Source organism: Telluria sp. ZT3P26, assembly GCF_059686035.1.
In genome coordinates this window covers 15,959-31,532 of record NZ_JCASII010000009.1, presented here as the reverse complement: position 1 = coordinate 31,532, position 15,574 = coordinate 15,959, and the positions used below count along the sequence as shown (strand labels likewise).

The window sequence follows — 15,574 nt, the reverse complement described above, 5'->3', positions numbered from 1 at the left end:
TTCCTCTCAGAGTTGCTCGGCGCCGTGTAACTAGCTACACAGTCTGATACCTATGAACCCCGACGTCACTAAATCGAGGGCAAGCTGGCTACGATCTTGACCGTCTCCACACTGACACGGATCACACGCTTAACCAGATTTAAGATATAGGCTGGATCGCGGTGCTCACTGCACCAATCATTTGGGTCGTTCTTGATACCGCTGTCTTTGTCGGTATAAGGCTCGTAGCGTTCCATTACCCATTCAAGCGCGCTCTTACCGTTGACCATGTATTCATGCGTTTCTGATGGGATGTTCTTGAGAGTAATGCGCCCGTTGAAAATCAGCACGCTTTTGTCCTTCGCCCTTCCACCTGCAGAAGCAAAGCGCATCTTTTCCACCCGATAGTATGCCAAGTCGTTGAGGTCGCCTTTTTCCTTCGCCTCCTCAACCACCGGCCACGGATCCACCGTTTCGTAGTCAAGATGCAACGTGGCAAGAGCACGCCCAGCCTGCTCGAACGATCGGAAATCCGATGCATATGGAATTCGGGGCAGCATTTTTTTGAGGTCGGAAGCGTATTGCTCTCTATACTGCAATGAATGCAGTATGCCGTAGCAGTAGTAAAAGATCGCTTCCTTGGTGATAGCTGCATCCCCATACTGCTTGCTAAAGTTAGCAAGTGCCACGTCAGTGATTCCATCGCGCTTTACATAGCCGTGAGCCCTGACATCGACGGTGTTGCTGCCATCAAAACTAAAGCCTGACTGGACGGCGTTCTCGGTGGCTGATTCGTACCAATAGAGCGGAAAGCATTGTCCATTCGCCATCACCGAGTAATCGGTGTGAACGTTTGTGGCGATACAAGAAAATTCTTTAGGTGTTCCAGTACCAACGACCTGAATGACAATGTTTTTAGTTTTTTCGGAAGGCAGCAATTCACGGAATCTTCCTGGCACTTCAACAAACTGTGGGTCGTAATATAACCAATTTTTACAGTACGGTCGATATAACGCTACCCTAATATGGTCAGATCTGAAGAAAGCTTCTTTATTGCGAGCTAAATCATTAATTAACCCGCGTGTCCATTTTATTTTCCTCGGATTAGAGTCTGAAATTTTTGCAGCCATATCTTTCCTGGCATCACTACCACCTAGGGCTTGTAATGTCGGCCAGTGTGCCTTACGCTGATTATTGAAAAAATCAATCATCCGCTCAGATTTAACAAGAAGGGCTTTCTTTCCAAAATCAAAAACCCATCCATCTCGATTTGCTTTAACTCCGATCGAACGATCAACAAATATAGATCCGGCACTATCAGCCAAGGGGGTGAATTCGCTGAAATCGCCACTACGCTGATTAATCCAGTCATGGTGCAAATTTGGCTCAAGATTCTTCCACGGAACGTTTTCGTACCCGCCAAATCCGGTAATAATGTCCAGCTTTTGGTCACGGCTAAGGTAGTCACCTATGTCGTAATAGCGAACAACGGCCTTACCTTGGTGCTCCTTTCGCTTGACCAGCAGCGTAACCGCTACTGGTGTCCGTGAACCGACATCAAATACGTTCCCTGCTTCTTTGCGACGTTGCTCACCTTGAGTACGAGCATTACCACGCAGGTTAAAAACATACACGTCAGAGAATTCGTTTTGGAGGGAATTTCGAAAGCCATCCATCGTATTTCCGTCGATCCAGCCGCCATTCGTCACAAAGCAGACAATCCCTTCATCTTTAATGCGATCTGCTGCCCATCGGAAGGCACGAATATAAGGGTCATAAAGACTATTTTTCAAAACAGCGGTTGAATTTGCCGCATATGTTGCGGTGATTCTTCCGTCCAGAATCGGATAATTCATATTCTGATTGTTATCGCCCACGTCTTCTTGCTTCGCAGAATATGGTGGATTGCCAACAATTACACGGATGTGACGGGCTTTCTGCCCATCTGCTCGCTCATGATTTTCTGGGAGACCTTCGTCAAGATCGCTGGTCTGCGGTTCCCCCATCTGGAAAGTATCCGTCAGCACGATACCGGGAAACGGCTCATAATCCTGTCCAGTAACGCGATGAAACGACTCTTCGATATTAATAGCTGCAATGTAGTAGGCCAGTAATACGATCTCATTAGCGTGCAGCTCATGGCGATACTTATAGTGCAACTTATCTGCCGGGATCAACCCGGTTTCGATAAGGCGAACCGGGAAAGTGCCGGTGCCAGTGAACGGATCGAGGATGTGGACATTTTCGTCCGCAAGACGACAGCCAAAATGCTCCTGCAAAGCAGCGTCGGCACTGTGCAAGATGAAATCCACAATGGGGACCGGTGTGTAAACAATACCAAGACGCTCGACCATGCGTGGGAAGGCTGTCTTGAAAAATCGCTCGTACAGCTCAACGATAATCTTCTGGCGGCCTTTTGGATCAGTTATACCGGAAGCGCGCTCGCGAACGCTTGCATAGAAGCCTTGAAGCGTTTCGTGCTCCTTGTCCAAGGCCTGCGCCTCAAGGATGTCCATGATTTTTTGCATGGACTGTGACACAGGGTTCTTGCTTGTGAAGGCGTAGCCCTCGAACAGCGCATCAAACACCGGCTTGGTAACGATGTGCTGTGCCAGCATCTCGATGGCGTCGTTTTGGCTGACGCTCGGGTTTAGGTTCTTACGCACTCCCTTGAGGAACTCGTCAAAGGCCTTCTTGCCCTTGCTATGCGGCTTTTCCAATAAAGCGCGAATACGCATCTGATGGCGGTCGGCAATCTCCGCGATGTCCTTGGCCCAGTCCTCCCAGTAGCGACGATTGCCACACTTGTGAACGATCTTCGCGAACATTGCATCCTGCCACTTGCCTAGCTCCACCGGGTCGAAGGCGAAACCGAGCTGATCGGGCATACGGTCTGTTTTTTCGTTGCCTGCTCCAACACCAATGATGTTGACGATGCCATTGGCTTTTCCGGTCAAGTCAATGGTAGCGAATTGCTTATCGAGCCGGTCATCGTGAGCACGCAAGGCATTAAGCACCTGCCATACAACGCGGTATTTTTTATTGTCATCCAGGGCAGCCTCGGGCGATGTGTCCTTACGTATGCCAATGGGCAGGATCACATAGCCATACTTTTTGCGGCCTGTCGGGTCTTTGCGCATAACGCGGCCAACAGACTGCACCACGTCCACCACCGAGTCGCGAGGATTCAAGAAGATGGCGGCATCGAGCGCAGGTACGTCCACGCCTTCCGACAAGCATCGGGCATTGGTCAATATCCGGCACACTGGCTCATCCTTGCCAATATTGCCCTTTAGCCATGACAGCTTCTGATTGCGTTCGACGACGTTCATGGTTCCGTCAACGTGTTTGGCTTCCAAAGCGGGCAGGTAGTCGATCTTATCGCCAAGGTCGTTAGACACCCGCTCAAATTCAGCGGTTAGCAACTTGGAATGCTTAATAGACTGAGCAAAGGCAATGGCCGTGCGCATGGGTTGCGGGTCGCCGCTGATGTCCATGCCATCCTCGGCGGCGACGTGCTTGCCCAAACCGTTCCAGCATCCCACCACCTTCACCGCATCGTCTAGCTTGAGTTCATCACCACTGTCAGCGATCCGCTGATTTAACACTTGACTGACGTGCAGCTCGTCGACAGCAATCACCAACACCTTGTAATCGGAAAGAAGGTCGCGCCGCACCGCTTCGTCGAAGCGCAGGCGGTGAAAAACTGGGCCGAAAGTGGACGCGTCGTCCATCGAGTAAACCTGCACGTTCGACTCTTCGGCTTTGCTCTTGCTGGCCTCTGCGTAGATGCGCGGGGTGGCGGTCATGTAAAGCCGCTTTTTACCCTTGATGACGGCGTTGTCATGCACCCGCACGAAGGCCGAAGGATCGTCGCCAGGCACGGTGTAGCCTGCTGTCCGGTGAGCTTCATCGCAAACCACCAAGTCGAACTCGATGCCGGTCTGTTGCTGGGCCTGATGCACCACCTCGATGGACTGGTACGTCGAGAACACCACGGTCACTGTCGTACTGTCCTGCGTCTCGTTCATAGCCTTAGCGAGCTTGGTTGCGTTCGTCGTAGCTGGATAAGCCAGCTCATAGATACGCATGTCCTCTTCGTTTCGACTGGCCTTACTATCTGAGCACACAGCAAAGCAGCGCAACGGTACGCTAGCATCAGCAGTCCATGCTCTCAGCGTCTGCGACAGCAGCGCAATGGACGGAACAAGGAAAAGAATAGTCTGACCCGGCCTGACCATCTCCTGAGCGACGATCAGCGAAGTGTAGGTCTTGCCTGTACCACAAGCCATGATGAGCTTGCCGCGGTCGCTGGTCTTGAAGCCCTTGAGTACATCCACTAAGGCTTCGCTTTGGTGCTCGCGAGGGTCTTTTTTCGGCAGCTTGCGTAGTTGATCGGGCTTGTCGAGCGAGAACTGCGACCAGTCAATAGGTGACGCATCCAAGTCCTCCAAGGTCATCAGCTCGACCGGAATGGTCTGGTTTTCCAGCGCATCGGCTGCGTGCTTGCTGAGGTTGGCCGTTGCGACGATTAAGCGCTGCGAGAACCCACCCTTGCCGGACAGGGTAAAGAAATTGCCAAGGTCGCCAAGGGGAATTGGCATCTCGTAGAACTTGCACTGAATGGCACAAAAGCCCTCGTCATCACGCAGCTTGGCCACCAAGTCGATGCCCGTGTCCGGTGCCTTGTAGCCAAAGGCCTCACGCTCGGGCCAGTCTTTCCACATCCATACGTCGGAGAAGAGGGCGACGTACTGAGGATCGAGCTTGAGATATGCCCGCATCAGGCGCTCAAAGAGATCGCCAAGATCACGGTTAAAAGCAGACTCTTCTCGATACTGTTGAAGGATGGTTCGGATCATGTCTTCTTCTTCACTGACTGTGTTCACCCGCTTCGTTTTTCCTGCGGGGTGAGACGTTGTAAATGGTTGTCCTCGATACGCCATACAGCTCGGCGATTCGGCTTATAGGGAGCTTCTGCGCATCCATCATTGCGTTGATTTCTTTGATCTGTGCTCCACTGAGCTTGGGCTTCCGTCCGCCGGAGCGGCCTCGGGCTCGGGCGGCGACAAGGCCAGCTCGCGTGCGCTCACGGATTAGGTTCCGCTCGAACTCAGCGAGGGCTGCAAAGACGTGAAATACCAGCTTCCCCGCTGCGCTACGCGTCTCGATCCTCTCGGTCAGGCTCTCAAAGCTGATGCCCTTCTGTTCTAGCTCACCAACGATGCGCACGAGATCGGGCAGGCTGCGACCGAGGCGATCTAGCCGCCATACGACGATGGTGTCACCTTCTCGCATCGCCTTGAGGCACGCAGCCAGTTCTTGCCGCTCGGCATCCTTGCCGCTTGCCGTGTCGGAGTAGAGGCAATCCTCACCGATGCCAGCCTGTGTAACGCATCAAGCTGCAAATCAAGGTTTTGGTCATCCGTCGAGACTCGGGCGTACCCGATGCGCTGCCCCATTGGCCGATCCGCCTTTCAGACACAAAAATGCCCAACAAAGGTGTCCTTGCTGGACGTTGGACGGCGATTTTAACAGCCGAAGATCACTTTGGGCAGGCAAAACCGCCCTTGTAGCAACTGTTCAACAAACCACCGTTTTATGGACAGTAGCCAACTGCTCTCAACGCAGACTTAACATAATTCCAGTTCGTGGTTGTCGGTAGCGGAAGAGTATTTTTTGCAGCAGACTCCGTGCTAACCAGCATCGAGCTGATACACATGATCAAAGGATGTTCGCGACCAACGGCGTGGATGCAATGTCGGTCGCCGACCAATTTTCTAAGCTGGCATGAATGGTCCGTCTGGAATGAGTGGGACAGTGCCCTTCCAGGAAATTTCTGCCGTTTGATCAGCAATGAGACAGAACCGTTTGATGTCCCTGCCTATGTAGCTTTTGCCCTAGCACCCCAAACCCGTGCGCAACGGGCACACAAGTTCATTTACAGGACGGGTTGGATAACCAATGTCGGGATGTTAGAATTCTATCAATAAAAATATTGATAAAATAATCCTTGAGGTACTTGGTGCAAGATCCTAGTCCAGAATTCACCCAAAACCATCGTATCAGAGAGATGGCCGTCTATAAAATTGGGGGAAAAAACTTTACGACACGTCAATTGGCCCATCTCTCTGGTGCTCCTGACGGCACGAAATTTGCCTTTGGGAAGACTCACGGTGGCGTGATTATTACTGGCGATCATCCTCAGTTTTTCCAAGCTGGTAAGCAGATGGAAAGGTTACTCATCAATGATTCTAACAGAGGCTTAGTGTTGATAAACGCACAATTCCACATGAAACCTGAGTACCACGGTGGGGTTGGCTTCCAGATGCTGAACAGTCAGATCAATGCCTGTCGCGAACTTGAAGTAACAACCATTGCTTGCATTGCAGGAAGATGGGCTAAGGATGAGCAAGGCAAGCGTACACCGCTGGATGGGTATATAGTATGGCCAAAGCTTGGGTTTGACGGTCCGCTTCCGGCGACCTCAGTAGAGACGCTAGGACCGAATTTTTCTCACTGTAGAACTGTGCAACAACTAATCCAGGCAGACGAGGGTCTGGCTCAATGGGTGCTCCATGGAGATGGTTGTAGATTGACTTTTGACGTCGATCCGAATAGTGTTCATTCACAGACCTTCGTGGCATATGGCAAAAGAAAGGGGTTCTTTCCATGAACAAATTTTTATCACTTCAACTTTATACTGGACAAATGGACAGTACTTCGACTGATCGAGTATTCGAAGTAGAGGGACAAGTCTCGCTTGATGACATGTTTGCTCTCTTGGAGCGCCGCGCCCAAGAAGGTGTAATTGAGCATGTTACGTTTGAGTCGGTTGGAATGACTACTGAGGAGGTATACGCTTAAATAGCGTCATCAAGCATGTAAGGGCCGCCTCAGGGCGGCTTTTTTTATTGTGACATCCCTACCTCACCGTAGGAGAGGCAGGATGGAGTAGCCTTGGCAGATTTCCGAGTCATTTTAACTACCCTAGTAGATGGTAAGGCATGGTCCTACTACTTCAGTACAGAGGTTTCTTTTTACTGTTGATAAAATACATTATCAGTAGTACTAGTAGTGCCACACATGTTGACAAGAAAGCACCTTTTTCCTAGATTTACGAGGTTTTGCACAGGAGTGCCAGTCTTGCCGCAATTATTGGGGTTAACTAGTTATGCACAATTTCTGTGGATAACTGGTTGGTTTATATAGCGAAAGTCGCTGCCTATGCGGGTTCCACCCCGATGCATTAGAAATAGGCAGCATTGACCATACTGGCACCTCGTCAGGATACCTTTGCTCGCTTGCTGGCAAAATATTTTGCACCTTCCTCAATGACTCGCTTGGTCTTCGCTTGCACATAGATGGCTGTCGTCGCACTGTCCTTGTGGCCAAGCACTGCTTGCGCGACATCGATTGGCATACCGTCGGCTACGGCCAATGTGCCGAAGGTATGTCTTAACGCATGTGGCGAGGCTCTGGAAAGGGCGGCAAGGTCATCTAGACTGAAGCCTTTTTCGACCGTATGATCACGCCTCAAACGTTTGATCGAGCTCTGAAACAGTTTGTACAGGCCATCCGTTGTATATCCAGACTGCGCATCTCCTTCCCGATGTCGTAACGACGCTGCAGCGTGGCCAGGAATGACCACCGGAGCAAGCAGGGCACCTTCTGCGTTTTCTGAGTCGAAATCCAGACCTCGGTCCTTCCAATGCCGGCGCAGCGCTTCGACAGTGCGACCGCTAACCGGCACGACGCGATACGCGCTGCGTTTACCAAGCACGGTCAATTCAAATACCTCTGAGCTCCACTTGCTGCGCAACAAAGCAATACGCTGGGCGCCGGCAACTTCCGCCCGCCTCAACCCTGAGTCCCCAAACAGGAGCATCATTGACAAAGCGACACGGTCTTGGATACGCTCGGGATGGTTACCACTTGCTTCCAGGCGTTCGATAAGCTCGTCCCAAAGCGGTTGCGCCAATGCCTTTTCGATCTGCATCCGGTTGACTGCGACTGGCACTTTGGGCAGGTCGACGGCAGACCATGGGTTGCCTGCCAGGTAGCGCACGCCCACCAAATACTCGAAAACGATCTTGACGACCAACACTGCTTGTTTTTGAGATGCCGGTGAGAGCCTGGTGTGCGAAAACGGTCGCCAGCGCGCCGACTCTCGAGGCGCACGCCCTCCTACGAAGCGCGCACTGGGCGCCTTCAAAAAATCTTTATAGCTTTCACAGTCGGGTACCAAAACTGAAGAAAGCGGCTTACGCAGTTCCAGGATGCACCAGAACAAAAACCGTTCTATCTCTTTCGTGTAGGCACGTAGGGTGTGCGGACGATCACGGAACCGGTGCAGGTAGTTGTTGATCGCTTCCAGGTCATTGGCGGCGCCGATGTAATTGAAGCGTGTGTCGCGGTTGATACCTTCGGATCCGTCCAGCCAGCTCGGCGCCACCAGGCGCTCGATGGGTGCTAAAGAACTGTCGTTCTCAGGACCGACGATGACCTTCGACAGCCCAGGCGGTGCCATTAGATCAATCGCATAGGTCGTACCAAGGGTGCGTTCATGACGTCCCATCCAGGCATGCATCACTTTGGCCCTGTGAACGCCTATGCGCCGTAAGCCGCGCCACCAGCTGGGGCCTCGATTTGTCATGATGGCTGTGAGATCGGCAAGCGTGTGGATGTGCTCTGCTCTCAGCGCCTTAGCCGTTAATGGACGAAACCATTGCGAAACCGGTTGATCCGGGTGGGGTACGGGTGCCGGCGCGTCGGCAGCCTTGATTAAGATTTCCAGTGCTCGGCTGGTGATGGAGCCGCCCTGGCGGGCACCTTGAAGAATCTGGGCCGTGGCAGGATTGTTGACGATACAGCGCTCGATCAAGTCCGCGCGCATGAACAGTAAAAACCGCTCCAGGCCCATCTCGACTTGTGGGCTGTCGTCGCTGTAGTACAGCTCGGCGATTTTCGCGATCGGAATTTTGAGGCAGTGCGCCCGTAGCGCAGTGTAGTCACTGCGGTTGTAAGTGACGGGAGCAAGCAGGACGTTCGTGTTCTGGCTCATTGTGGCTTCTGTTGGCGATTACGGAGACAGCATCGTGCCCGTTAGGAAGGTAGATACCCATGAATTATCCCTGTTTCACGCCAAAATCGCTATAAATGCTTTCTTGATAAATAATCTTATCAGGCAAGTAAGCGTGTGTGAAACCCCGAACAAAGTGAGTTTTTACTTAGTTCGCTGGTTTTATCGAACAAGCCAGCAGAGCTTATATGACTCGGGTGGATAACGAACCAAATCGGCATGGCACGCCGTCATGGTCGAAAAATCACACACTGTTACGACCGGCTGCTTCCGACCCATTGCGGTCACTCGCGCCAATCTGTCAGACGACGATGCAGAGAAGCCGCTTCTAAGAACATAGACTTCGATCAAATCACTAGGTTCGTAACTGCCGTTCTGATGTTCACCAGATTACCTATTCGATTGGCAGCGCTTCGATAGCGTTCTGGATCATGATCCTCAGTTCTTGTGCGTTGTCTCGCATGCGTAACTCGTCAGGCCGCGGCCCATGGTCCTTTCGATCTGTCGCCAAGCGTGTTGCCTCAACTGAAGCACAGGCACGCACCGTGCTTCCGTACTGTTCGATTGCGGCTAGCAGCTGTTCTTTTGTAGTTATCGGCTGTTGCTTGGTATCGATGTGTTGTATGGAGACGTAAACTGAGGATGCTGGGCCTCGTGGTGCTCTTAGTACGGTCAGGCCCGCTTTTCGCATGTTGGGAGCCAGAGCATTTGGTAGCGCATACCAGCTGCCATCCCACTCGGCGATTAATTGCAATTCGACTTGCATATTTGGGGGAAGTCCGTTTTTTCCTCGATCAATAAGAGATCGGGCCGGTACGTTTCCAACTCATTATCCTTTTTTAATGCTCATTGGGATGGCTGCTCGTAGCCGAACTTGACCCACAGTGGCGCCTCCATAAGGTGATTCGGAAAGGTCGCCATTCCATGGGCGCACTGAGCAGTCTAGCTCCAGATAGTCCTCATCAAACGATTCACCTTTCATGCAGTGCTGGACTTGCGATATTGCGTGGCGACTCAGTCGATACAAAGTGTGAATTCCTGGCGAAGACATTGACATTACTTGAGAAGGCACAGCCCTGAGTTTCACACAGTTTTGCTCCCCTCTCGGCGTAGCAAATTCGATGATAATGAGTGCCTCTCTACCAGCGAGGAACTTCGCAAGCACGGTTCCGCGACCTAGCTTAGGTGCCATAAAGTAACTTAGTATTTGTTCCATAAGAGTAGCTGAAAGAAAAAATAGTTCACTAGATTCCGATCTTGGCTATTGAGCTGCGCATAGCAGGCCGTTAAGTCCGAATCATGATCCCTCATGATGGTCGGGTTCGATCCAAAGCGGCAGCTTGATGGGAACAAGACTCCTAATTGTAAAGGGATACAACGAGAATTGCGTTGAATGACATGACCAGTTGATCTGGGCAAGACGCGTATCGATGGATCAAGTACAAATATCACTCAGAGGGCTAGGGACGGGTTACTGGCAGGAACAGAACGCAAAAGGCTGAATCCGAGGCAAAGTTGATGTTGTCGGATGTTCATCTCTTACAATATTTCTTCAGCTTACCGCCCGTTAGCTAATAGTCTTTCTGCATCGATCGTCTTTATGCTTAAGCAGTTATTTGAAAAGAATTGGCTTCCGTACGAACACGAAACACACGGACAGTCCGTGATAAACTGCCGGCCTGCTCCTTGAGCGCCGCTGCCGATGCTGCAGCCTGCTCGACCAGTGCAGCATTTTGCTGGGTTGCTTCATCCATTTGATCCACTGCGTGGTTGATCTGCTGGATGCCGGCGTGCTGCGCTTCGCTTGCAGCAGTGATTTCTTCAATGATGCCACTGACATGCTGCACGCTGGTCACGATGTCTTTCATCGTCATGCCGGCCTGTTCTACTAGCTTTGACCCTGCATCCACCTTGGCTACAGATTCGCCGATCAGAGCGGCAATCTCTTTAGCAGCACTAGCTGAACGCTGCGCTAAGTTACGCACTTCGCTTGCAACGACGGCAAAGCCGCGCCCCTGTTCCCCTGCACGCGCTGCTTCCACGGCAGCATTAAGCGCAAGAATATTCGTCTGGAATGCAATGCCATCGATAACACTGATGATGTCAGATATTTTGGTGGCCGATGCGTTGATTTCCTGCATTGTGTTTACCACTGCCGTAACCACCGTACCTCCTTTGCTGGCAACTAGGCTGGCCGAAGCAGCTAAACTATTCGCGTGACGGGCGTGTGCAGCGTTTTGTTCCACCACAACGGTGAGTTCGTTCATCGATGTTGCCGTGCGGCCGAGTGAGTGCGCTTGCTTCTCCGTGCGGGTGGAGAGATCGCTATTACCAGCGCTGATTTCGCTCGATGCATTTGCGATCATATCGGTGCCACTACGAACTTGCGCAACAATGCGTTGCAAACTGGTTTGCATCTCGCGAATGGCGTGCATAACACTAGTATTATCATCCGGACGCACGACAACATTGACTGTGAGGTCGCCTGATGCAATTTCGGACGCGATGCGGTTCACTTCAATCGGTTCACCACCCAACTGACGTAACAAGTGCGCTGTAATGGCACTGCCGACCAAAATGCTCAGGACAACTGCAGCGAGCGTCACAATGATGATAGTTGTCCGTGCAGAGCTAATCGATTCTTGGGCCTGCAAGGTGCTCGCATTAACCTGCTTTTGCACGTCAGTGATCACACGATTGATATCCAGCACGTTCTGGCGACGCAGCGGGCCGCACTCATTGACCAAGAAAGCAGCAAATTCGGCCATCTGACCCGAATTGCGGTAGAGCTGCGGACGCTTGAGTTCTTCGGCCATGCGCAGCAAACCTGTACGCATCGTTGTGAAGTCATTGTTGTCTTTGAAAAGTGGCGCCAAAGCCTGCAGTTCATTGAGGAAGCTCGCCTTCTGTTCGTTGAGCAGGGCCAGTTCACGCGTGGCTTCGTTGGCATCGGGTAGGATATACGCGTTGCGCGCCGCGAGCCCGGTTTGTGCAAGTGACTCGCGTAGTGTGTACAGGCGTTCGAGTTTCGTTGTGCGGACAGCGTTCTGTGTGGCTAATTCTTGACCGACATTTCCCAGCTCCTGCCAAGCAAATACTGAGAGTACGATGATAAGGATGCTGATCAGGCCAAAACCCGCACCGAGTTTTGCCCGTGTGCTGAGTGTAGAAAATATGTTCATTTAGTAACAACTTAAAATATAAAGTAAAAGGTTCCTATTGCTAGCTTTTAGTTGACCAGCTAGAGAAAAACTAAGAAGTTGGGAATTATAGACAAGATAGATAGCACGCTGTGAATTCCTTAAAGAAAGTATTGTTTCTAAGACGATATGCACAGTAGGTGATGTTTTTTTGAGTGACGGGCTCGGATCCGTCAGCCAGCAGACCTACCATCGATATAGGGCTAACGCAGTAGTCGATGGACACGCGCATGTCACCCAGGACGTCGAGCAGTATGGAGGCACGCCCATCATCAACAGCTTGCGTCGTTTCGCCTTCGACAGCTTTAAAGATATTGCTCACAACGCTGACTGCTTGGTCAATGTAGAACGTGGTCATGAGGGAACTTGTGCTTGGCGCATCGAGTTGACGCGAATCGACGGGGAAGGTACCTCGCATCCCGCACCTAAATTAGGCGGAACGTGATGGAAACGTTGAATCAAGGTCCTTGTTCGAACGTTTGTTGAAGTAAAAATTCTACGGCTAGTGGAGCAGAAATTCTATTTGTCGCACGAGTTTGTCCGATGCGCAGCGCAAATCTATGGACCGGTTTCGCCCTGGGTTCAGCCATTCGCGTCAGCTTAGCAGGTTGCCAAGCTGGAATTCACGAGTGGTCACCACTGGCAGCAAGGCCCAAACCGGAAGTTCGTCGTCGCCAGTGTAACTGAGCAAGAAACGATGGACCTTGCTACTTCATGCCCTGTCGTCGCAGTAATTTCCAAAACGTCGCATCTATTTCGGAAAGTCACACGTATTAAAGTAACGGCGGACTGTAAGCCATGTCTGCCAGCGTGCTATGATGGTACACAATGTGTACAAACGATGACTATGACTGAACGATCACAACAGGACTTACTTCAAGACCTAAAAATTGCCCTCGGCGGCACTTGGGATGAGGTAGCCGCCCAAACGCAAATCGCTGCGCGTGCCCTTAAAAGCTATCGGCTACCGGCTTCGTCTAAGGGCTATCGGGGGATGGACAAATTCGTGCGAAAGGCCGTCGAAGATGCGCTGGTCGATGTTTCGAGTAAAGGCAAAAAGAGTGCTTGACATGGTACACACTGTGTACCAATATAGAGGCTCTTAAACGCATCCGGGAAACGAAATGCTCAGGTTTATCGAATTGCGCAATGCGATGGAAGCCGCGGAACAGGCGTTCGACACCGCCCTGGAGGCCAACGCCCCTCAAGCCACGATTCACAAGCTTGAGAAGGTCGCAGGAGCCGCACAGAGCGCCTACGCCAAGGAATTGAACGAGGGCCGTCGTTTGAAAGCCCAATACGACGCGACTGGTGATGAAGACGGAACCGGCGTGGTCAATGCTGGCGACACCTTCGATCGGGCCATTTACGGCGACGCGCGTTTCAGCAGCACCGAATACTGGCAATGCGCTATCGACAGCTACCAGCTCATGCTAGACAGCGCCTGTTGATCGACCACATCCGAAACCCGATGCCAGCCACGAGCTGGCCTTGGCATTGAGAGGCTGGGGCACGGTGCCTGGCCAGCGGAGAAGAGGCAAGATATGGTTACCGATCAAGACCGGGTTCGTAAGGCTCGGGAGCAGTACAAGGCGATGCAGGCTCGACAGAAGCGAGTTCAAGATGCACGTGAAAGGTTGCAAAAACCTGGCGTGCTCTTGAAGATGAGCATTGTCCTGGGCGGGTGCTTGGTTATGGGCTTAGGCTTTTTGGAGCCGATATTCAAGCTATTGGGCTTCGCCCCGCGCTGATAAACCGAAACTCTACGAATCACGGAAAACGCGCAGAGCAGCATCCACGGCCCGCATAGCAGGCCCGACGCAATGAGAGGGCTGCACGGCGTCGGCGCATGAGGGAAACACCCAGAACTGCCCACGCCGCGCTCGACGCGGCTGAGGCCGTGAGAGGGTTGGCACGGTGCCACCCAGGTTGAACGATAACGCGGATTATGGCGAAATTCCTGAATACGAGTGGCACTAACTATTTTCTTGAAGAGCTGATCAAGGACGCGAAAGATCGGGTGATCTTGATTAGCCCGTTCCTGAAGCTTAACGACCGAATCAAGGAGCTGTTAGTTGACAAGGACCGGCTCAAGATCGATGTGCGAATTGTGTACGGCAAAAGCGAGTTGCAGCCTGCCGAAATCGAGTGGCTGCGCGGTCTGCCATATGTACGGACAAGTTTCTGCAAAAACCTCCATGCCAAATGCTATTTGAGCGAAGAGCTGTGCATTATCACCAGTTTGAACCTGTACGAGTTCAGCCAGGTCAACAATAATGAAATGGGGATTCTGATTCGACGGTCAGAAGACGCCCAGCTGTACAAAGATGCCTACGAAGAAGCGCAGCGCATTATTCGCGTCAGCGATGAAATACGCATTTCACTGGAGCGCGTTTTAAGTGAGCCGGAAGGAGTAGCAGCTGCCGACGAGGATGGCGCAGACGCTGGGAAGCTTACAACGTCCAAGCTTGGGCAGAAGCTTGGCCTGAAGACAGCTCAGGTGCTCGAACGAGCGGCCACTGCCGGGTACGTCGAGGCGTTAGGCGACAACAAATACGGCCCTACGGTGAAGGGTGAACTGGCTGGCATCGAGTACATCGGGAAATCTCGGTTTGGCCCTTACTTCCTCTGGCCCCTCGATGTTCAACTGAACTAGGAAAACGGTATAAAGCTTGTCTAGGATTAAAAATGGATGATCGAAAAATTTCCATGGTGGCTGTTCGCTACTTGTGCCAAGTTGCAGAGGCAACCAGCTTTCAGGTGATGAACCGCGCGCCAGGTGCTGCACACGCGGCTGAGGCAAGCATGCGTTGCTCGGACCATGCCGAACACATCGCGCAGTACGATATCGAGGGACTTGAGTTGGGATTCCGCATGCGGGGTATCGTGGCTTCTATGGAATGGCTTACCGTAATCGTGCGGCAACACGGTGAAATGCTGGCGGCATCACGCCTGCACTTACCTTCGGCCGCCGATCTGGATGCTGTCGTTTCTTCCGCATCAGCCCAGCTCACGTAAGACGCCAAGGAAAACAACCTGGTGCCGATCGGCGCCCCGCTCCGGCAGGATGCCGGCAAGACAAGGAGTAACAATGCGTGATTATTGGAATGAAAATGCAGTGAAACTGCAGGCCGAGTTGACAGCAGCTGGCGTCGAATCGAGCGCCGCTGACGACGTAATCGCAACGAACGCTGGCGGTTGGTTTGCCGCGATGAGCGAAAACGAGAAGACTACGGTGATAGCAACTTTGCGCAGCTTGGCGACGACCTGATTCACATTCGGAAAACGCGATAAGCCCATTCCGGGCTGCGTG

Annotated in this window: 10 protein-coding genes and 1 pseudogene; 6 read left to right on the top strand and 5 right to left on the bottom strand. The window is 52.1% G+C overall.

What is annotated here, in order from left to right:
• Window positions 1-68 precede the first annotated feature (68 nt).
• Together AC56LN_RS22100 and AC56LN_RS22095 are read right to left on the bottom strand one after the other, a co-directional pair.
• Window positions 69-4,841: a DEAD/DEAH box helicase gene (locus AC56LN_RS22100; protein WP_499574732.1), complete on the bottom strand. Its 4,773-nt coding sequence runs from the start codon at window positions 4,839-4,841 to the stop codon at window positions 69-71.
• A gap of 10 nt (window positions 4,842-4,851) precedes the next feature.
• Window positions 4,852-5,441, bottom strand: a pseudogene (locus AC56LN_RS22095) (recombinase family protein).
• A gap of 563 nt (window positions 5,442-6,004) precedes the next feature.
• On the opposite strand from AC56LN_RS22095, the gene AC56LN_RS22090 reads away from it, so the two are divergent.
• A complete protein-coding gene (locus AC56LN_RS22090; protein ID WP_499574731.1) occupies window positions 6,005-6,655 on the top strand; it encodes a hypothetical protein in 651 nt (216 codons plus the stop codon).
• Between the two features lie 609 nt (window positions 6,656-7,264).
• On the opposite strand, the gene AC56LN_RS22085 is transcribed toward AC56LN_RS22090, so the two are convergent.
• From AC56LN_RS22085 to AC56LN_RS22075, 3 genes are all read right to left on the bottom strand, one after another.
• Window positions 7,265-9,043, bottom strand: a complete 1,779-nt coding sequence (locus AC56LN_RS22085) for a site-specific integrase (protein WP_499574730.1) — start codon at window positions 9,041-9,043, stop codon at window positions 7,265-7,267.
• A 1,622-nt stretch (window positions 9,044-10,665) separates the two neighbouring features.
• Window positions 10,666-12,243 carry a methyl-accepting chemotaxis protein gene (locus AC56LN_RS22080; protein ID WP_499574729.1) on the bottom strand — a complete coding sequence of 526 codons (1,578 nt, stop codon included), beginning with the start codon at window positions 12,241-12,243 and terminating at the stop codon, window positions 10,666-10,668.
• Window positions 12,244-12,328: 85 nt separating this feature from the next.
• Window positions 12,329-12,619, bottom strand: coding sequence for a hypothetical protein (locus AC56LN_RS22075; protein WP_499574728.1), 291 nt, complete (start codon window positions 12,617-12,619; stop codon window positions 12,329-12,331).
• Window positions 12,620-13,108: 489 nt separating this feature from the next.
• Here AC56LN_RS22075 and AC56LN_RS22070 point away from each other — a divergent pair, with 489 nt between their 5' ends.
• From AC56LN_RS22070 to AC56LN_RS22050, 5 genes are all read left to right on the top strand, one after another.
• The gene (locus AC56LN_RS22070; RefSeq protein ID WP_499574727.1) at window positions 13,109-13,330 is read left to right on the top strand and encodes a hypothetical protein; all 222 of its coding nucleotides are present in this window, start codon (window positions 13,109-13,111) and stop codon (window positions 13,328-13,330) included.
• Window positions 13,331-13,385: 55 nt separating this feature from the next.
• Window positions 13,386-13,712, top strand: coding sequence for a hypothetical protein (locus AC56LN_RS22065; protein ID WP_499574726.1), 327 nt, complete (start codon window positions 13,386-13,388; stop codon window positions 13,710-13,712).
• Between the two features lie 497 nt (window positions 13,713-14,209).
• Window positions 14,210-14,917, top strand: a complete 708-nt coding sequence (locus tag AC56LN_RS22060; protein WP_499574725.1) for a phospholipase D family protein — start codon at window positions 14,210-14,212, stop codon at window positions 14,915-14,917.
• A gap of 32 nt (window positions 14,918-14,949) precedes the next feature.
• A complete protein-coding gene (locus AC56LN_RS22055) occupies window positions 14,950-15,279 on the top strand; it encodes a hypothetical protein (protein ID WP_499574724.1) in 330 nt (109 codons plus the stop codon).
• 73 nt (window positions 15,280-15,352) lie between these two features.
• Entirely contained in the window at window positions 15,353-15,532 is a 180-nt protein-coding gene (locus AC56LN_RS22050) for a hypothetical protein (RefSeq protein ID WP_499574723.1), read from the top strand.
• Window positions 15,533-15,574 lie beyond the last annotated feature (42 nt).